We start from the raw sequence: 19,376 nt of genomic DNA on the forward strand, positions 1-19,376 counted from the left end.
ACAAAGGGTTACAGACGGCGCCTGCCAAGCCGTACGTAATGTAGTAAGTTAGGCTGGTGAATATCATGCGAAGCGCGCGCCATTAGCGGAGCTTGCTTCAGAGGGTAGTTAATTGAACGATATGGCAAAGAATCTGATCCTGTGGTTGATCATCGCGGCTGTCCTGGTGACGGTGATGAACAACTTCTCCAGTCCTAACGAGCCGCAGACCCTCAACTATTCCGACTTCATCCAGCAGGTCAAGGATGGCAAGGTCGAGCGCGTAGCGGTTGATGGCTACGTGATCACCGGCAAGCGCAACGATGGCGACAGCTTCAAGACCATCCGTCCTGCTATTCAGGACAATGGCCTGATCGGCGATCTGGTGGACAACCACGTCGTGGTCGAAGGCAAGCAGCCGGAGCAGCAAAGCATCTGGACTCAACTGCTGGTCGCGAGCTTCCCGATCCTGGTGATCATCGCCGTGTTCATGTTCTTCATGCGCCAGATGCAGGGTGGCGCGGGAGGCAAGGGCGGGCCAATGAGTTTCGGCAAGAGCAAGGCACGCCTGCTGTCCGAAGACCAGGTGAAAACCACCCTGGCTGACGTCGCCGGTTGCGATGAGGCCAAGGAGGAAGTGGGCGAGCTGGTCGAGTTCCTGCGTGATCCGGGCAAATTCCAGCGCCTGGGCGGTCGTATTCCTCGCGGCGTACTGATGGTCGGTCCTCCGGGTACCGGTAAAACCTTGCTGGCCAAGGCGATTGCCGGCGAGGCCAAGGTGCCGTTCTTCACCATCTCCGGTTCCGATTTCGTCGAAATGTTCGTCGGTGTCGGCGCCAGCCGTGTTCGCGACATGTTCGAACAAGCCAAGAAGCACGCCCCGTGCATCATCTTCATCGACGAAATCGATGCGGTCGGTCGTCATCGTGGTGCGGGCATGGGCGGTGGTCACGACGAGCGCGAGCAGACCCTCAACCAACTGCTGGTTGAGATGGACGGCTTTGAAATGAATGACGGCATCATCGTCATCGCGGCCACCAACCGTCCTGACGTACTGGACCCGGCCTTGCTGCGTCCGGGCCGTTTCGACCGTCAGGTGGTGGTCGGTCTGCCGGACATTCGTGGTCGTGAACAGATTCTCAAGGTTCACATGCGCAAGGTGCCCATGGGTGACGACGTCGCTCCGGCGGTGATCGCGCGGGGTACTCCGGGCTTCTCCGGTGCCGACTTGGCCAACCTGGTGAACGAGGCGTCGTTGTTCGCTGCCCGTACCGGCAAGCGCATCGTCGAAATGAAAGAGTTCGAGCTGGCCAAAGACAAGATCATGATGGGTGCCGAGCGCAAATCCATGGTCATGTCCGAAAAAGAAAAACAGAACACCGCTTATCACGAGGCAGGTCATGCCATCGTCGGTCGCGTGGTTCCCGAGCATGACCCGGTCTACAAGGTCTCGATCATTCCGCGCGGTCGCGCGCTGGGTGTCACCATGTTCCTGCCGGAAGAAGATCGCTACAGCCTGTCCAAGCGCGCATTGATCAGCCAGATCTGCTCGCTGTACGGCGGCCGAATTGCCGAAGAGATGACCCTGGGCTTCGATGGCGTCACCACCGGTGCGTCCAACGACATCATGCGTGCCAGCCAGATTGCGCGGAACATGGTGACCAAGTGGGGCTTGTCGGAAAAACTCGGTCCGTTGATGTACGCCGAAGAAGAGGGCGAAGTGTTCCTGGGTCGCGGCGGCGGTGGTCAGAACGCCAGCTTCTCCGGCGAGACCGCCAAGCTCATCGACTCCGAAGTTCGCAGCATCATTGACCAGTGCTACGGCACCGCCAAGCAGATCCTCACGGATAACCGCGACAAGCTCGACGCAATGGCCGATGCCCTGATGAAGTACGAAACGATCGACGCCGATCAGATCGACGACATCATGGCGGGTCGTACCCCTCGCGAGCCTCGCGACTGGTCGGGTGGTACCGGTAGTTCCGGAACGCCTCCGGTGGTGCAGGATCCGCGTCCGGAAACACCGATCGGCGGTCCCGCTGCTGACGTTTAAGGTTTGAAATGACTTCTGTTCAGTCCTCGACCCGGTTGCCTTGCGGCAACCGGGTTCTTGATTTGGCCCATACGCATGTCATGGGCATTCTCAATGTCACTCCCGATTCCTTCTCCGATGGCGGCCAGTACAGCCAGCTCGATGCAGCCCTGCGTCACGCTGAGGCCATGGTGCTGGCAGGCGCAACGCTGATCGATGTCGGTGGTGAGTCGACCCGGCCAGGTGCCAGGGCGGTTTCCCCGATCGAAGAGCTGGAGCGCGTCGCTCCGATTGTCGAGCGCATCAATCGCGAGCTGGATGTGATTATCTCGGTCGACACCTCTACCCCGGCAGTCATGCGCGAAACTGCGCGGCTGGGAGCGGGGTTGATCAATGATGTTCGCTCGCTGCGCCGTGAGGGAGCCCTGGATGCGGCGGCAGACACTGGTTTGCCGGTCTGTCTGATGCACATGCTCGGTGAGCCGGGTGACATGCAGGACAATCCGCAGTATCAGGACGTCACCCAAGAGGTTGCCGGCTTCCTGGCCGAGCGCATGGCACAGTGCGCGGCGGCCGGAATTCCGGCGCAACGGATCATCCTTGATCCGGGATTTGGCTTCGCCAAGAACCTGCAGCACAATCTAAGCCTGTTCAAGCACATGGAAGCCCTGCATGTTTTCGGGCGGCCCTTGTTGGTTGGGGTTTCACGCAAGAGCATGATCGGTCAGACCTTGAATCGCCCAGTCGATGAACGACTGTCGGGTGGCCTGGCGCTCGCGGCGCTGGCATCTCTCAAGGGGGCGCGTATATTGCGCGTCCATGACGTGGCCGAGACTGTCGATGTGGTGCGCATGATCGCTGCAGTGGAATCAGCCGAATAAGAATGATGGAGCACTTATGACTAAGAAATACTTTGGCACCGACGGCATTCGTGGTCGGGTCGGCGAATATCCGATTACCCCTGAATTCATGCTCAAGCTCGGTTGGGCGGCAGGCATGGCATTCCGCAAAATGGGCGCCTGCAAGGTATTGGTGGGTAAGGACACCCGTATTTCCGGGTACATGTTCGAATCGGCGCTCGAGGCCGGACTGACGTCGGCAGGGGCTGACGTCATGCTCCTGGGGCCGATGCCGACGCCGGCCATCGCCTACCTGACGCGTACTTTTCATGCCGAAGCCGGCATCGTGATCAGTGCTTCGCACAATCCTCACGACGACAACGGCATCAAGTTTTTCTCCGGCCAGGGCACCAAGCTGCCGGATGAAGTCGAGCATATGATCGAAGAACTGCTCGATACCCCGATGACAGTGGTTGAATCGAGCAAGATCGGCAAGGTCTCGCGAATCAACGACGCTTCGGGTCGTTACATCGAATTCTGCAAGAGCAGCGTACCGACCGGGACCAGTTTCTCGGGCCTGAAGATCGTCATCGACTGCGCGCACGGTGCGACCTACAAGGTGGCTCCAAGTGTGTTCCGTGAGTTGGGTGCCGATGTCGTCGTGCTTTCCGCGCAACCGAACGGCCTGAACATCAATGACAACTGCGGTTCGACCCACATGGGTCCGCTGCAGGCGGCCGTGCTGGCCGAGCATGCCGATCTGGGCATTGCGTTCGATGGCGATGGTGACCGGGTTCTGATGGTCGATCACACGGGCGCGGTGGTCGATGGCGATGAGCTGCTGTTCATCATTGCCCGCGACCTGCATGAGCGCAACATGCTCAAGGGCGGTGTGGTCGGGACGTTGATGAGTAACCTGGGGCTGGAACTGGCCCTTGCGGACCTGTCGATTCCCTTCGTGCGTGCCAATGTCGGTGACCGCTATGTCATCGCCGACCTGCTGGAGCGCAATTGGCTGGTCGGTGGAGAGAACTCGGGTCATATCGTCTGCTTCAACCACACCACGACCGGTGATGCGATCATCGCGGCCCTGCAGGTTCTGATGGCGCTCAAGACGCGTTCCGAAACCCTGGGTCAGGCTCGCCAGGCGCTGCGCAAGTGCCCTCAGGTGTTGATCAATGTGCGATTCGGTGGCGGGGCAAGTCCGCTCGATCATGCGGCGGTCAAGGAAGCCAGTGAGCGTGTCACCCAGGCCATGGCGGGTCGTGGGCGTGTGCTGCTGCGCAAGTCCGGCACGGAGCCGTTGGTGCGTGTCATGGTCGAGGGTGAGGACGAATCCGTGGTTCGTGGTCATGCCGAGGCACTGGCAAAACTGGTTACTGAAGTTTCTGCCTGAATTCGGCTTGCCAGCCATGATTGTGTTGGGTAACATCTGCGCCCACTTTGACCGACGAGGTACAGCATGCGTCGCCCTATGGTAGCTGGTAACTGGAAGATGCACGGTACCCGCGCCAGCGTCGCTGAGCTGATCAACGGCCTGAGTCATCTGGCCTTGCCGAGCGGTGTAGATGTCGCGGTATTCCCGCCTTGCCTGCATATCAATCAAGTGATTGATGGCTTGAAAGGCCAGTCGATTTCGGTCGGCGCGCAGAACTCTGCGGTGGAATCCATGCAGGGTGCATTGACGGGTGAAGTTGCCCCGAGCCAGTTGGTGGATGCAGGTTGTTCCCTGGTACTTGTCGGGCATTCCGAGCGCCGCCAGATCATGGGTGAGCGGGATGAGATGCTGAACCGCAAGTTCGCGGCGGCACAGGCGTGTGGCTTGATTCCGGTGTTGTGTGTAGGGGAAACCCTCGAACAGCGTGAAGCCGGTAAAACTCTTGAGGTGGTCGGGCGTCAGCTGGGCTGCATCATCGAGGAGCTGGGTGTCGGTGCCTTTGCAAAGGCAATTATTGCTTACGAGCCTGTCTGGGCCATTGGCACCGGGCTGACGGCTTCGCCGCAACAGGCGCAGGATGTGCATGCAGCCATTCGCGCCCAGTTGGCGGCAGAGAATTCTGAGGTCGCACAAGGTGTGCGGCTTCTATACGGCGGCAGCGTGAAGGCGGCCAATGCGGTCGAACTGTTCGGCATGCCGGATATCGATGGGGGGCTCATTGGTGGAGCTTCCCTGAATGCAGATGAGTTCGGTGCGATTTGTCGCGCCGCGGGAAACTGAAAAAATGCTGGAAACAGTCGTAGTCGTTTTTCATCTGCTGGGCGCATTGGGCGTAGTTGCTCTGGTATTGCTGCAGCAGGGTAAAGGTGCGGATGCTGGCGCGTCTTTCGGAGCAGGTGCTTCAAATACTGTGTTCGGAAGCCAAGGTTCCTCTACCTTTCTTAGTAAGTTTACTGCTATACTTGCGGCCGGTTTCTTCATAACCAGCTTGGGGTTAGGTTACTTTGCTAAAGAGAAAGCTCACCAGCTGACTCAAGTAGGTTTGCCAAACCCGGCAGTGTTGGAAGTTCCAAAGCAACAACCGGCTTCTGATGATGTACCGGTGCTTCAAGAGCAAAAGTCGGCTACCCCAGCGACTGACGTGCCTCCAGCTCAAGAGCAGAAGTAAGAAGGGTTTCAAACGTAGTATTGCCGAGGTGGTGGAATTGGTAGACACGCAACCTTGAGGTGGTTGTGCCCATAGGGTGTAGGGGTTCGAGTCCCCTTCTCGGTACCAATTAGTCAGGAGAGCCCGCTGTTGCGGGCTTTCTTGCAGGTGGAAGGTTACATTGACCCTGTAGGGGATCGGTCGTATACTTCCGCCCCAGCTTTGTCGCGGGGTGGAGCAGTCTGGTAGCTCGTCGGGCTCATAACCCGAAGGTCGTCGGTTCAAATCCGGCCCCCGCAACCAGTTTCAGGAGCCCCTATTCAGGGGCTTTTTGTTAGCTGAATACTTTTTGACGCCGATGTTCAATGGCGATCTCATGTGGGCTTTTTGCCCATTTTTTATTTGCAAAGCATGCACAAGGGGGTTCAGGTGTCGAGCAAGCTAGAACAGCTGCAGGCCTTGTTGGCCCCGGTAGTCGAGGCTCTTGGCTATCAATGCTGGGGGATCGAATTCATCTCTCAAGGCAAACATTCGGTCCTGCGAATCTATATCGATAAAGAGGGCGGCATTCTGATTGATGACTGCACCGCAGTGAGCCATCAGGCCAGTGCAGTCCTCGATGTCGAAGACCCGATCAGTTCCGAATACACCCTTGAGGTGTCCTCTCCTGGCATGGATCGCCCACTGTTCACCTTGGAACAGTTTGCCTCGCATGCCGGTGAACAAGTGAAGATCAAGCTGCGCTCGCCTTTCGAAGGTCGACGCAACTTTCAGGGCCTTCTGCGTGGGGTAGAAGAGCAGGACGTCGTGGTGCAGGTAGATGACCACGAGTTCCTGTTGCCGATCGATATGATCGACAAGGCCAATATTATTCCCAGTTTTGACTGAGACGCGGATCCCGCGGATCCAATGGCTTGCGAAAGGCGAGGCGTACGATGAGCAAAGAAGTACTGCTGGTTGTTGAGTCGGTATCCAATGAAAAAGGCGTACCGCCCAATGTGATTTTTGAAGCGCTGGAGCTGGCTCTGGCCACTGCTACCAAAAAGCGTTTCGAGGACGAAGTCGATCTGCGTGTGGAAATCAATCGCCACACCGGTGCATACGAGACATTCCGTCGCTGGACAGTCGTCGAGGAAGATGACCTGGACGACCCGGCGATCGAAACCTGGCCGAGCAAGGTTGCCCAGACGCACCCTGGCGCCAAGGTTGGCGATGTCGTCGAAGAAAAGATCGAGTCCATCGAGTTCGGTCGCATCGCTGCGCAGACTGCCAAGCAAGTCATTGTGCAGAAGGTCCGCGAAGCCGAGCGTGCTCAAGTCGTTGACGCCTATCGCGAGCGCCTGGGGGAAATCATCTCCGGCACCGTGAAGAAAGTGACCCGTGACAACGTGATCGTCGACCTGGGTAACAATGCCGAGGCGTTGCTGGCCCGTGAAGACATCATCTCTCGCGAAACCTTCCGGGTTGGCGTGCGTTTGCGCGCACTGCTCAAGGAAATCCGCACCGAGAACCGCGGCCCGCAACTGATCCTGTCGCGTACCGCGCCGGAAATGCTGATCGAGCTGTTCCGCATCGAAGTGCCGGAAATTGCTGAAGGGCTGATCGAAGTCATGGCTGCCTCCCGCGACCCGGGTTCGCGCGCCAAGATCGCCGTTCGCTCCAAGGACAAGCGCATCGACCCGCAAGGCGCCTGCATCGGTATGCGCGGTTCGCGCGTCCAGGCAGTGTCGGGTGAGTTGGGCGGTGAGCGTGTGGACATCGTCCTGTGGGACGATAACCCGGCTCAATTCGTGATCAACGCCATGTCCCCGGCTGAGGTTGCGGCAATTATCGTTGACGAAGATGCCCACGCCATGGACATCGCCGTTGGCGCAGACAATCTGGCTCAGGCCATCGGTCGTGGGGGGCAGAACGTGCGTCTGGCCAGCCAGTTGACTGGCTGGACCCTGAACGTCATGACCGAATCGGACATCCAGGCCAAGCAGCAAGCAGAAACCGGCGATATCCTGCGCAACTTCATCGACGAGCTGGAAGTCGACGAAGAGCTGGCACAGGTGCTGGTAGATGAAGGCTTCACCAGCCTGGAAGAGATTGCCTACGTACCGTTGGAAGAAATGCTCAACATCGACGGCTTTGACGAAGAGATCGTCAACGAGCTTCGCGCTCGTGCCAAGGATCGTTTGTTGACCAAAGCCATCGCTACTGAGGAAAAGCTGGCAGACGCCCATCCGGCCGAAGACCTGCTCTCGCTTGAGGGTATGGACAAGGATTTGGCGATGGAACTGGCGGTGCGCGGCGTAATTACCCGCGAAGACCTGGCCGAGCAGTCTATTGACGACCTGCTCGACATCGACGGCATCGACGATGATCGTGCCGGCAAGTTGATCATGGCCGCCCGAGCCCACTGGTTCGAGTAATTAGGCGCGGCCTGAGGAGAGAAGTGCATGACGCAAGTCACGGTGAAACAACTGGCCGATGAGGTCAAAACACCGGTAGAGCGCCTGTTGCAGCAGATGCGTGAGGCAGGTCTGCCGCACACCGCCGCCGAAGAACATGTGACTGACAGTGAGAAGCAATCCCTGCTGACTCACTTGAAAAGCAGCCACAAGGCGAAAGTGGAAGAACCACGCAAGATCACACTGCAGCGTAAAACCACCAGCACCTTGCGTGTTGCTGGCAGCAAAAGCATCAGTGTTGAAGTTCGTAAAAAGAAAGTGTTCGTACAGCGCAGCGCGGAAGAAATCGAAGCCGAGCGCAAACGCGAGCAGGAAGAGCGTCGTGCAGTAGAAAATGCTGCTCGTCAGAAGGCTGAAGAAGAAGCCAAGCTTCGCGCCGAAGAAGAAGCGCGTCGCCAGCCTGCTCAGGTTGAAGCGCCTGTTGCTGCGGCCGAGGCGGTTGCAGCGCCTGCTGCTGTCGAGCCTGTGCGTGAAAGCGTGCCGGCCGTCGCGGCTGCTCCGGCACCTGCGGCCGATACCCGCAAGCGCGACGAACAGCGCCGTCCGGACAAACCACGTGCCGACGATAACAGTCGTCGCGGCGGTGGCGATGGCGAGCGCAAGAACGCTCCGCATCGTGCTTCGGTTAAAGAGAAAGCGCCTGCTCCACGTGCGGCGCCACGTACCACCGACGAAGAAAGCGATGGCTTCCGTCGTGGTGGTCGCGGCAAGGCCAAGCTGAAAAAGCGCAACGCCCACGGTTTCCAGAGCCCTACCGGCCCTGTCGTGCGCGAAGTGAAGATCGGCGAGACCATCACTGTGGGCGATCTGGCCCAACAGATGTCGGTCAAGGCTGCCGAGATCATCAAGTTCATGTTCAAACTGGGTACTCCAGCGACCATCAACCAGGTACTGGATCAGGAAACTGCCCAACTGGTTGCCGAAGAGCTGGGCCACAAAGTGACCCTGATCAGCGACACTGCCCTGGAAGATTCCCTGGCCGAGTCCCTGAAGTTTGAAGGCGAGGCAGTTTCCCGTGCGCCGGTCGTGACCGTAATGGGCCACGTTGACCACGGTAAAACCTCCCTGCTCGACTACATCCGTCGTGCCAAGGTGGCTGCTGGCGAGGCCGGTGGCATTACTCAGCACATCGGTGCGTACCACGTTGAAACCGACCGTGGCATGGTGACGTTCCTCGATACCCCGGGTCACGCCGCGTTTACCGCGATGCGTGCCCGTGGTGCCAAGGCGACCGACATCGTGATCCTGGTGGTTGCAGCGGACGACGGCGTGATGCCGCAGACCGTTGAAGCTGTTCAGCATGCCCAGGCCGCCGGTGTTCCGCTGGTCGTGGCAGTGAACAAGATCGACAAGCCGGGCGCCGATCTCGATCGCATCCGCAGCGAATTGTCGGTACACGGCGTGACGTCGGAAGAATGGGGTGGCGACACGCCTTTCGTTCCGGTTTCGGCGAAGATGGGTACTGGCGTCGACGAACTGCTCGAAGCCGTGTTGCTGCAGGCCGAAGTGCTGGAACTGACTGCAACTCCGTCGGCTCCTGGCCGTGGTGTCGTGGTTGAATCGCGCCTGGACAAGGGCCGTGGCCCGGTGGCTACCGTTCTGGTTCAAGACGGTACCCTGCGCCAGGGCGACATGGTCCTGGTCGGTTCGAACTATGGCCGTGTTCGCGCCATGCTCGACGAGAACGGCAAGCCTATCAAGGAAGCCGGTCCGGCCATCCCTGTCGAGATCCTCGGCCTGGACGGTACCCCGGACGCTGGCGACGAGATGAGCGTGGTTGCAGACGAGAAGAAAGCCCGTGAAGTGGCTCTGTTCCGTCAAGGCAAGTTCCGCGAAGTCAAACTGGCTCGGGCTCACGCCGGCAAGCTGGAAAACATCTTCGAAAACATGGGTCAGGAAGAGAAGAAGACGCTCAACATCGTCCTCAAATCCGACGTCCGTGGTTCGCTGGAAGCTCTGCAAGGCGCTCTGAATGGCCTGGGCAACGACGAAGTGCAAGTGCGCGTAGTCGGTGGCGGCGTCGGTGGTATCACCGAGTCCGACGCCAACCTGGCACTGGCCTCCAACGCTGTACTGTTCGGCTTCAACGTGCGTGCCGATGCCGGTGCTCGCAAGATCGTCGAGCAGGAAGGTCTGGATATGCGTTACTACAACGTGATCTACGACATCATCGAAGACGTCAAGAAAGCCCTGACCGGCATGCTCGGCAGCGATGTTCGCGAGAACATCCTGGGTGTGGCCGAAGTGCGTGACGTGTTCCGCTCGCCGAAGTTTGGCGCGATCGCCGGTTGCATGGTGATCGAAGGTGTTGTTCACCGTAACCGTCCGATCCGTGTATTGCGTGAAGACATCGTTATCTTCGAAGGCGAGCTGGAATCCCTGCGCCGCTTCAAGGATGACGCGTCCGAAGTGCGTGCCGGCATGGAATGCGGTATCGGCGTGAAGAGCTACAACGACGTCAAAGTCGGTGACAAGATCGAAGTCTTCGAGAAGGTTCAGGTTGCTCGCAGCCTCTAACTCGCGCACTTCAGGGGCCACGCCACGCCGCTGCATGTCAATGCGCGGCACGGTGTCAGTGCTCTGAACGCAACGCCCGGTCTGGCTTTTTGCCAGGCCGGGCGTTTGCCGCTTTCAGACCCTTCGGATTTCACCGTGGGGCAGTAACAGGTAACAAGACATGGCAAAAGAATACAGCCGTACCCAGCGTATCGGCGATCAGATGCAGCGTGAGCTGGCACAACTGATCCGTCGTGAAGTCAAAGATCCACGCGTCGGTCTGGTGACCATTACCGCTGTTGAAGTCAGCCGTGACGTCGGTCACGCCAAGATCTTCATCACCGTGATGGGCCAGGACAACGCCGAAGACATCGCGCAAAGCATCAAGGTGCTCAACTCCGCTGCCGGTTTCCTGCGCATGCAACTGGCCCGCGAAATGAAGTTGCGCAGCGTTCCACAGCTGCACTTCCACTACGACGAAAGCGTCGTGCGGGGCGCGCACCTGTCGGCTCTGATCGAGCGTGCGGTGGCTGAGGACAGTCAGCACCCGGTTGCGGCAGAAGCCGAAGACACCAAGGAGTAACCGGTGGCTCAGGTCAAACGTATCCGTCGTAACGTCAGCGGCATCATCCTGCTCGACAAGCCGCTGGGGTTTACCTCGAACGCGGCCTTGCAGAAGGTTCGCTGGCTGCTCAACGCCGAGAAGGCGGGGCACACTGGCAGTCTCGACCCGCTGGCGACCGGCGTGTTGCCGTTGTGTTTCGGCGAGGCCACCAAGTTCTCGCAATACCTGCTCGATTCCGACAAGGGGTACGAAACCCTGGCGCAACTGGGCAAGACCACCAGCACGGCGGATGCCGAAGGTGAAGTTTTGCAGGAACGCCCGGTGACCGTTGGTCGATCCGATGTCGAAGCGGTGCTGCCGAAATTTCGTGGCCAAATCAGTCAGATACCGCCGATGTATTCAGCGCTCAAGCGTGATGGGCAGCCGTTGTACAAGCTCGCTCGTGCAGGTGAAGTAGTGGAGCGCGAACCGCGTTCTGTTACTATTGCGCGCTTGGAATTGCTGGCCTTCGAAGGTGATACTGCTCGGCTTGCGGTGGATTGCAGCAAAGGCACCTATATCCGTACCCTGGTGGAGGATATTGGTGAGCAACTCGGTTGTGGCGCTTACGTGGCAGAACTGCGACGTACCCAGGCCGGGCCTTTCACGCTGGCGCAGACGGTCACGCTCGAAGAGCTGGAAGCGGTGCATGCCGAAGGCGGCAACGAAGCGGTCGATCGCTTCCTGATGCCATCGGACAGCGGCTTGCTGGATTGGCCGCTGTTGCAGTTCTCGGAAGCGAGTGCGTTCTACTGGCTCAACGGCCAACCGGTACGTGCCCCGGACGCCCCGAAATTCGGCATGGTGCGGGTACAGGATCACAATGGTCGCTTCATCGGTATCGGTGAAGTGAGCGAAGACGGGCGCATTGCGCCGCGTCGACTGATTCGGTCGGAATGACCGAAACCGGTCTGTGTAAAAGCAGGCCGGCGAGGGTGGCTGTTAGCAGGCACGGTCACAACTCATTTTTAGATACAGGGATTTGTCCCTGGCCTGTTGAAGCTGTTTCCCTGAAACAGTTTCCTGATAAAAGGATTGCCTCATGGCTCTCGACGTTCAAGAAAAAGCTCAAATCGTAGCTGACTACCAGCAAGCTGTTGGTGACACTGGTTCGCCAGAAGTGCAAGTTGCACTGCTGACCCACAACATCAACAAACTGCAAGGTCACTTCAAGGCCAACGGTAAAGATCACCACTCCCGTCGTGGTCTGATCCGCATGGTAAACCAGCGTCGCAAGCTGCTGGACTACCTGAAAGGCAAGGACGTGAGCCGTTACAGCGCTCTGATCGCTCGCCTGGGTCTGCGTCGCTAATCAGCGATTGCGCTAGAGGTTGGTTGTCTGTCGCACGTCAGTGGGTTTCCCGCTGGCTTGCGACAGGCTCCCAGCCTCAAGTTTTATCTGGATGCACGTTTTACCCTGGACAGGCGTTGGGCCGATTCCCGACATTGCCCAAGAATTTCGCAAGAAGACAAGTTCCCCCAAGAGCCACAAAAGAAGGTAGGACACCGTGAACCCGGTAATCAAAAAATTCCAGTTCGGTCAGTCGACCGTTACCCTCGAGACTGGCCGTATCGCCCGTCAGGCCTCCGGCGCAGTACTGGTCACCGTTGACGACGACGTCAGCGTATTGGTGACCGTAGTCGGTGCCAAGCAAGCCGATCCAGGCAAGGGCTTCTTCCCTCTGTCCGTTCACTACCAGGAAAAGACTTACGCTGCCGGTAAGATCCCTGGCGGTTTCTTCAAGCGCGAAGGCCGTCCTTCCGAGAAAGAGACCCTGACTTCCCGACTGATCGACCGTCCGATCCGTCCGCTGTTCCCGGAAGGCTTCATGAACGAAGTGCAGGTTGTCTGCACCGTCGTTTCCACCAGCAAGAAAACCGATCCGGACATCGCTGCGATGATCGGTACTTCGGCTGCGCTGGCCATCTCCGGTATTCCTTTCGATGGCCCGATCGGCGCCGCCCGCGTCGCTTTCCATGAAAGCACCGGCTACCTGCTGAACCCGACCTACGAGCAATTGGCGGCTTCCAGCCTGGACATGGTCGTTGCCGGTACCGAAGAAGCCGTGCTGATGGTTGAATCCGAAGCCAAAGAGCTGACCGAAGACCAGATGCTGGGCGCCGTGCTGTTTGCCCACGATGAGTTCCAGTCGGTCATCAAGGCTGTCAAGGAACTGGCTGCCGAAGCAGCCAAGCCAACCTGGACCTGGGCTCCACAGGCAGAAGCCACCGAACTGCTGGGCGCGATCCGTGCCGAGTTCGGCGAAGCGATCTCCCAGGCCTACACCATCACCGTCAAGGCCGACCGCTACGCTCGCCTGGGCGAGCTGAAGGACCAGGTCGTTGCCAAGCTGGCCCGCGAAGACGGCCAGCCTTCCGCTGCCGACGTCAAAGCGGCTTTCGGTGAAATCGAATACCGCACCGTTCGCGAAAACATCGTCAACGGCAAGCCACGTATCGACGGTCGCGACACCCGCACCGTCCGTCCGCTGAACATCGAAGTCGGCGTGCTGCCGAAGACCCACGGTTCGGCGCTGTTCACCCGTGGTGAAACCCAGGCGCTGGTCGTTGCAACCCTGGGCACCGCCCGTGACGCGCAACTGCTGGACACCCTGGAAGGCGAGAAGAAAGACCCGTTCATGCTGCACTACAACTTCCCTCCGTTCTCGGTGGGCGAGTGTGGTCGCATGGGTGGCGCCGGTCGTCGTGAAATCGGTCACGGCCGTCTGGCCCGCCGTTCGGTTCAGGCCATGCTGCCGGCCGCCGACGTGTTCCCGTACACCATTCGCGTGGTGTCGGAAATCACCGAGTCCAACGGTTCGAGCTCCATGGCCTCGGTCTGCGGCGCTTCCCTGGCCCTGATGGACGCTGGCGTTCCAATGAAGGCACCGGTGGCCGGTATCGCCATGGGTCTGGTCAAGGAAGGCGAGAAGTTCGCCGTCCTGACTGACATCCTGGGTGACGAAGACCACCTGGGCGACATGGACTTCAAGGTAGCCGGTACCGCCAAGGGCGTGACCGCGCTACAGATGGACATCAAGATCAAGGGCATCACCGAAGAGATCATGGAAATCGCCCTGGGCCAGGCCCTGGAAGCGCGCCTGAACATCCTCGGCCAGATGAACCAGATCATTGGCCAGTCGCGTACCGAGCTGTCGGCCAACGCTCCGACCATGATCGCGATGAAAATCGACACCGACAAAATCCGTGATGTCATCGGTAAAGGCGGCGCGACCATTCGTGCGATCTGTGAAGAGACCAAGGCTTCGATCGACATCGAAGATGACGGCTCGATCAAGATCTTCGGTGAAACCAAGGAAGCGGCTGAGGCAGCACGTCAGCGCGTTCTGGGGATCACTGCCGAGGCCGAAATCGGCAAGATCTATGTCGGCAAGGTTGAGCGCATCGTCGACTTCGGCGCATTCGTCAACATCCTGCCTGGCAAGGACGGTCTGGTTCACATCTCGATGCTGAGCGATGCTCGCGTCGAGAAAGTGACCGACATCCTGAAAGAAGGCCAGGAAGTGGAAGTACTGGTACTGGACGTGGACAACCGCGGCCGTATCAAGCTGTCCATCAAGGACGTTGCCGCCGCCAAGGCTTCGTGCGTTTAATCACCCGCCACGCCTGACGGCTTCATCGTCATGAAAATGCCCCGCAGTGAACGCTGCGGGGTATTTTTTTGCCTGCATGAAAGGCAAACGCATCGTGAAGTTGCCTGGCTTTACCGTCAGTGCTAGGTTTAGCCCACTGCCCGTGTAGCTCAGTCGGTAGAGCAGCGCACTCGTAACGCGAAGGTCGCAGGTTCGATTCCTGTTTCGGGCACCACCTCTCCTATTTCACCTTCCTGCTCAAGTCTTCGACGGTTCGTTTGAGCTGATCGATGGCCCGGTCCTGATCGCTGACTTTCTGTTTCAGGCTGGAAATCTCGCTGTTGCTCGAACTCGAACTGGAGCCGCTGCTGCGCTTGAGCTCCTCGATCTGTTTGCGCTGGTTGTCCAGGTCGCGCTCCTGCTCCTTGACGGTACGCTTGAGTTCATCGATCTCCTTGTTGCTGGAACTGGAGCTGGACCCACTGCTGCGCTTGAGTTCTTCGAGCTGGCGCCCATGATCGTCGAGCGTTTCGCGCATTTTCCTGAGGTCAGTGACGTCGATATCGGTTCTGATCAGCACTTCCTTGCCGTACTGACTTTGAGTGGCGATCATTTTGTCGCCGTATGTCGCAGAGCCCGTGTTGCTCAGTTCAATGCCGGCCATTGCCATTCCTGGCAGGGCCAGGAGGCTCAACAGGGTCGCGAGCGTGGTGGTGGACAGAGCAGGGGAAAGCTTCGGGTAGCCAGGCATCACAAAGGTTCCTTGGGACGTGCGGAGATGGCACATCGCTATGACTCGGGCTTTCGACTTATGTTCCCGGTCGACCGCACGGCCCTGTGGTTTTTTGCGCGGCGGATGTAAAGAGGCGTGTAAATCGACCGACAAACATCCTATATTCGGAACTTGCCCGGGATTGTCCCAGGTGTTTTCAAATGATCCCCGAATGGTTCTGAAGGCCAGATAACCCGACGGTTCGCGGTTTTTTGCGTCAGAGAGATCCTTGATGATCCAGATCCATCTTCCATTCCCTCGATCAGCGAGAACGACATGACCGTAACAGCATTGAGCCAGGAAGCCCGGCACGAAGAAGCGCTTAAAAAGTACCTGCTTGAGTCCCCTCAATTGGCCGACGAGATCAAGGACCTGCCCGCCGACGATCAGAAAGACCAGCTCCAGTGGGCATTCGAGGATGAGGCTGAGGCCCAGGGCTTGCAGCCGTGGGAGTTGACGCTCAAGTACACCTCGAGCCCGGAGGAGTTCGAGGCGGCACGGCTGGCTCTGCACCGGGAGGCGGCCGAGGTATTGGGCGTCGAGTGGGAAGAGTACTGCGAGATGAACAACCTGGTGGTTTGAGCCCCCTTGCGGCGCCAAACCTGTGGGAGCGCGCTTGTTCGCGAAGCGCTGTGTCAAACGACGAAATAGTTGCCTGACACACCGCTTGCGCGAGCAAGCCCGCTCCTACCCCTTGGTTCAGAGGCTGAGTCGCATCGACAGATCGACCGCCTTCACATCCTTGGTCATCGCACCGATCGAGATGTAGTCCACACCGGTTTGTGCAATCGGCAGCAACGTCGTTTCGTTGATACCGCCACTGGCCTCCAGTTTCGCCTTGCCGCCGTTCAGGCGAACGGCTTCGCGCATATCGTCCAGGCTCAACTCGTCCAGCATGATGATGTCGGCGCCGGCCTCAAGGGCCTCCTTGAGTTCTGTCAGGCTTTCCACTTCGATTTCCACCGGCTTGCCCGGGGCGATCTTGTGCGCGGCGTTGATCGCTTGCGCAATGCCACCACAGGCGGCGATGTGGTTTTCCTTGATCAGGAAAGCGTCGTAGAGGCCGATGCGGTGGTTGTGGCAGCCGCCGCAGGTCACGGCGTACTTTTGTGCCATACGCAAACCTGGCAGGGTTTTGCGAGTATCGAGCAACTTCACCTGGGTCTGGGCAACGAAATCCGCCAGGTATTGCGCACGTGTGGCCACGCCGGACAGCAATTGCAGGAAGTTCAGGGCGCTGCGTTCACCCGTCAACAGCGAGCGTGCAGGGCCTTCGAGATGGAACAGGGGTTGATTGGGTTTCACTCGCTCGCCGTCGCGCACCTGCCAGTGCACCGCTACACGCGGGTCCAGTTGCCGGAACACTGCGTCCACCCAGGCTGTACCGGCGATGACAGCGTCGTCGCGGGTGATGATGGTGGCTTTGGCCAGGCGCTCGGCCGGGATCAGTTGCGCGGTGATGTCGCCGCTGCCGACGTCTTCGAGCAGCGCGCGGCGCACGTTGGCTTCGATTTCGGCGGTCAGGTCGGCGAGACGTAGATTCGGCATAACGGACTCCACAAACAAAGTGGCCCGATTATAGGGCCTTGGCGCAAGGCAACCCAAGGCGTGAGAGGCCTTTCGGTCGCTCCGGCTGCGTTTATTTGCTCGATCCGTCGGAGCAATTGGCGTTCAGCGATGGTCAATCTCCTGCCTCTGTTTTCAAGAGGGCACAGAGTCTGCTGGCACACGGGACATCTTTTGCAAGATAATGCGCCTTGCATTTGACGCCATGGCTTTGACGGGTACGGGAGGGCAGGATGCACAATGACGGGAATGTGGTGCCTTTGCACAAGGCCGCTACCGATACGGCGAGTTCCTCGCCGCTCGCCCGTGTGCCCGTCATTTTGCTTCAGGTTCGCGACAAGGCCGTGCTTCAGCTGCGCCATGGCTTGCAGGAACTGTTCGATAATGCCGACGACACTTTGTTTGAAATGGCCGACCGCGCCAGCAATGACGTCGAACAGAACATCTTCTTCCAGGCCATGCGCGATTTGCGCCTCAAGCGCAAAAGCATCGAACGGGTGTTTTTCGAGCATGTCCTGGAGGCATTCGTCAGTCTCACCCGGTACAGCGCCGCTGCGATTGCCGCGCCTGTGGCGCCGGTCCTCGATGCGATGTCCGGCGATGAGCTGGAGCGCAGCGTGGCGGTGCAAGCCATGGTCAACAAAGTGCTGAACCGCGACGGTTTCGCGCTCGACCAACTGACAGCCAGGCTCAGCACCCTGATCGGCAAGAAACTGGTGACCCAGCATAATCCGCTGGGTCCGGCGATGCTCTGCGAGTACTTCATGCGGGCCGGGCGCAATCTCGGCGTGGAGATCAAGGTCAAGCTGATCGTCCTCAAGCTTTTCGAGCGCTATGTGCTCAGCGACGCCGACCAGCTCTACACCGAGGCCAATGAGTTGCTGATCGCCACCGGCATATTGCCCGACCTCAAGTCTGCCCCGGGGCGGCGCGCCCTCGACCGTGCCCAGGCCAGCGTCAATGCGCAACCCGTCGAAGCCAGCGCGCCGCTCGACGAGGGTGTGCAGGAAGTGTTCGCCGCGCTTCAGGCGCTGCTGCTTCAAGTGCGTGGCAGTGTGGCGCCGACACTGGAACCCCGTGCGCCGGCACAACCGATCTCCACCCGTGACCTGCTGCGAATGCTCTCGCACTTGCAGCAATACGTGCCGCCCCTGGCGGTGCAGGACGATTTCGACCTGCGCGCCCAACTCGAGCAGTTGTTGACCCGAATCAGCGTCAAAAGCGGCAAGTCACGGGTGGTTGGCGTCGCCGATGAGGACGTGATCAACCTGATCGCCCTGCTGTTCGAGTGCATCCTCGATGACCGCAATTTGCCGGACTCGCTCAAGGCGCTGATTGCCCGCCTGCAAATTCCGATGCTCAAGGTGGCCGTGCTGGACAAGAGTTTCTTCAGTCGCAGCACCCATCCGGCCCGGCGCCTGCTCAACGAAATTGCCGCGGCGGCCATGGGTTGGGGCGATTGCGACGATCATCAGCGCGACAGCCTGTACCTGCGGATCGAGCAGGTGGTGCAACGGCTGTTGAACGACTTCGTCGATGATCCGGCGATTTTCTCCGAGTTGCTGGCGGATTTTCTGGCCTTCACCAGCGATGAACGCCGTCGCAGCGAGCTGCTGGAACAGCGCACTCGCGATGCCGAGGAGGGCCGGGCCAGAACCGAACTGGCACGCCGGCGGGTCGAACAGGCCTTGAATACCGTGGTGTTGGGCAAGGTGCTGCCGCAGCAGGTGCTGGCGTTTGTTCAGGACACCTGGAGCCAGGTCCTGCTGCTGACGTGTCTCAAGCACGGCGAGCTGTCTGATGAGTGGCGTGCCGACGTGCAGACCCTGGAGCAATTGGTCTGGAGCGTGCAGCGCCATGACGAACCGGATACCGAACAGCGGCTGTTGGCGCTGGTGCCGGGGTTGCTCAAGTCGTTGCGTAGCGGCTTGAGCCGGTCGGCGTTCGATCCGTTCGCCACCGCCGAGTTCTTCAGCGTGCTGGAAAGCCTGCATCTGCAATTGTTCGAGCGCACGGATCAGGCCGTGGCCTCCGTCGGCGAGGCCGACACGCCGCTGATGGTGCAGGTGCAGGAGCAGATCCAGTTGCGCACCGCCGACGAAGGACCGGTCGAGGCAGCCTCGACACGCTTGTCGGTGGATGATGAAAGTTTGGTTCAGGTCGATCGATTGACGCTGGGGTGCTGGGTCGAGTTCCGGGAAGACGAGGACAACACCCTGCGCTGCAAACTGGCCGCGATCATCGACGCCACGGGCAAATACATCTTCGTCGACCGCACCGGCATGAAGGTGCAGGAGCGCAGTCGCGCCGGCCTGGCATTGGATTTTCGCCAGGGAGTGGTGCGAGTCCTGGACGATACCCTGCTCTTCGACCGCGCCCTGGAGTCGGTGATCGACCACCTGCAACGCCTCAATCGCGGCAAGTGATCGCACGCCGGGGGGCTATCGCGGCATA

General features: G+C 59.3%; 16 protein-coding genes and 3 tRNA genes. 17 read left to right on the plus strand and 2 right to left on the minus strand.

The window, feature by feature from the left end; all coding sequences use genetic code 11:
- The first annotated feature begins 121 nt into the window (after window positions 1-121).
- The 15 genes from ftsH (at window position 122) to ACM6IM_RS28830 (ending at window position 14,819) form a co-directional block, all read left to right on the plus strand.
- Window positions 122-2,032, plus strand: a complete 1,911-nt coding sequence (gene ftsH / locus ACM6IM_RS28760; RefSeq protein WP_192309527.1) for an ATP-dependent zinc metalloprotease FtsH — start codon at window positions 122-124, stop codon at window positions 2,030-2,032.
- 8 nt (window positions 2,033-2,040) lie between these two features.
- A complete protein-coding gene (folP, locus tag ACM6IM_RS28765; RefSeq protein ID WP_414866967.1) occupies window positions 2,041-2,892 on the plus strand; it encodes a dihydropteroate synthase in 852 nt (283 codons plus the stop codon).
- A 16-nt stretch (window positions 2,893-2,908) separates the two neighbouring features.
- The gene (gene glmM / locus ACM6IM_RS28770) at window positions 2,909-4,246 is read left to right on the plus strand and encodes a phosphoglucosamine mutase (protein WP_192309532.1); all 1,338 of its coding nucleotides are present in this window, start codon (window positions 2,909-2,911) and stop codon (window positions 4,244-4,246) included.
- A 66-nt stretch (window positions 4,247-4,312) separates the two neighbouring features.
- Entirely contained in the window at window positions 4,313-5,068 is a 756-nt protein-coding gene (gene tpiA, locus ACM6IM_RS28775; protein WP_192309534.1) for a triose-phosphate isomerase, read from the plus strand.
- A 4-nt stretch (window positions 5,069-5,072) separates the two neighbouring features.
- Window positions 5,073-5,456 (plus strand): preprotein translocase subunit SecG, encoded by a 384-nt coding sequence (secG, locus tag ACM6IM_RS28780; protein ID WP_017336473.1) that lies wholly within the window; start codon window positions 5,073-5,075, stop codon window positions 5,454-5,456.
- A gap of 22 nt (window positions 5,457-5,478) precedes the next feature.
- A tRNA-Leu gene (locus ACM6IM_RS28785) sits at window positions 5,479-5,564 on the plus strand.
- A 97-nt stretch (window positions 5,565-5,661) separates the two neighbouring features.
- Window positions 5,662-5,738 (plus strand) — tRNA-Met (locus tag ACM6IM_RS28790).
- A gap of 126 nt (window positions 5,739-5,864) precedes the next feature.
- A complete protein-coding gene (rimP, locus tag ACM6IM_RS28795; protein WP_085578886.1) occupies window positions 5,865-6,323 on the plus strand; it encodes a ribosome maturation factor RimP in 459 nt (152 codons plus the stop codon).
- A gap of 47 nt (window positions 6,324-6,370) precedes the next feature.
- Window positions 6,371-7,852 carry a transcription termination factor NusA gene (nusA, locus tag ACM6IM_RS28800; protein WP_192309536.1) on the plus strand — a complete coding sequence of 494 codons (1,482 nt, stop codon included), beginning with the start codon at window positions 6,371-6,373 and terminating at the stop codon, window positions 7,850-7,852.
- 27 nt (window positions 7,853-7,879) lie between these two features.
- Window positions 7,880-10,408 (plus strand): translation initiation factor IF-2, encoded by a 2,529-nt coding sequence (gene infB / locus ACM6IM_RS28805; protein ID WP_414866968.1) that lies wholly within the window; start codon window positions 7,880-7,882, stop codon window positions 10,406-10,408.
- Between the two features lie 160 nt (window positions 10,409-10,568).
- On the plus strand, window positions 10,569-10,970 hold the full coding sequence (rbfA, locus tag ACM6IM_RS28810; protein WP_192309540.1) for a 30S ribosome-binding factor RbfA: 402 nt from the start codon (window positions 10,569-10,571) through the stop codon (window positions 10,968-10,970).
- 3 nt (window positions 10,971-10,973) lie between these two features.
- On the plus strand, window positions 10,974-11,891 hold the full coding sequence (gene truB / locus ACM6IM_RS28815) for a tRNA pseudouridine(55) synthase TruB (RefSeq protein ID WP_192309542.1): 918 nt from the start codon (window positions 10,974-10,976) through the stop codon (window positions 11,889-11,891).
- A 142-nt stretch (window positions 11,892-12,033) separates the two neighbouring features.
- Window positions 12,034-12,303 (plus strand): 30S ribosomal protein S15, encoded by a 270-nt coding sequence (rpsO, locus tag ACM6IM_RS28820; RefSeq protein ID WP_003197723.1) that lies wholly within the window; start codon window positions 12,034-12,036, stop codon window positions 12,301-12,303.
- 196 nt (window positions 12,304-12,499) lie between these two features.
- The gene (pnp, locus tag ACM6IM_RS28825; RefSeq protein ID WP_414866969.1) at window positions 12,500-14,605 is read left to right on the plus strand and encodes a polyribonucleotide nucleotidyltransferase; all 2,106 of its coding nucleotides are present in this window, start codon (window positions 12,500-12,502) and stop codon (window positions 14,603-14,605) included.
- Window positions 14,606-14,743: 138 nt separating this feature from the next.
- Window positions 14,744-14,819: transfer RNA gene (locus tag ACM6IM_RS28830), tRNA-Thr, on the plus strand.
- Between the two features lie 6 nt (window positions 14,820-14,825).
- Here ACM6IM_RS28830 and ACM6IM_RS28835 read toward each other — a convergent pair.
- Window positions 14,826-15,335, minus strand: coding sequence for a hypothetical protein (locus ACM6IM_RS28835; protein WP_201194579.1), 510 nt, complete (start codon window positions 15,333-15,335; stop codon window positions 14,826-14,828).
- Between the two features lie 297 nt (window positions 15,336-15,632).
- Between ACM6IM_RS28835 and ACM6IM_RS28840 the strand changes: the two genes are divergently transcribed.
- A complete protein-coding gene (locus tag ACM6IM_RS28840; protein WP_201194581.1) occupies window positions 15,633-15,938 on the plus strand; it encodes a DUF6388 family protein in 306 nt (101 codons plus the stop codon).
- A gap of 117 nt (window positions 15,939-16,055) precedes the next feature.
- On the opposite strand, the gene nadC is transcribed toward ACM6IM_RS28840, so the two are convergent.
- Window positions 16,056-16,904: a carboxylating nicotinate-nucleotide diphosphorylase gene (nadC, locus tag ACM6IM_RS28845; RefSeq protein WP_192309552.1), complete on the minus strand. Its 849-nt coding sequence runs from the start codon at window positions 16,902-16,904 to the stop codon at window positions 16,056-16,058.
- A 251-nt stretch (window positions 16,905-17,155) separates the two neighbouring features.
- On the opposite strand from nadC, the gene ACM6IM_RS28850 reads away from it, so the two are divergent.
- Window positions 17,156-19,348: a DUF1631 domain-containing protein gene (locus ACM6IM_RS28850; RefSeq protein WP_414866970.1), complete on the plus strand. Its 2,193-nt coding sequence runs from the start codon at window positions 17,156-17,158 to the stop codon at window positions 19,346-19,348.
- Window positions 19,349-19,376 lie beyond the last annotated feature (28 nt).

This window comes from Pseudomonas sp. IT-P12 (assembly GCF_949767465.1).
Taxonomy (GTDB): Bacteria; Pseudomonadota; Gammaproteobacteria; order Pseudomonadales; family Pseudomonadaceae; genus Aquipseudomonas.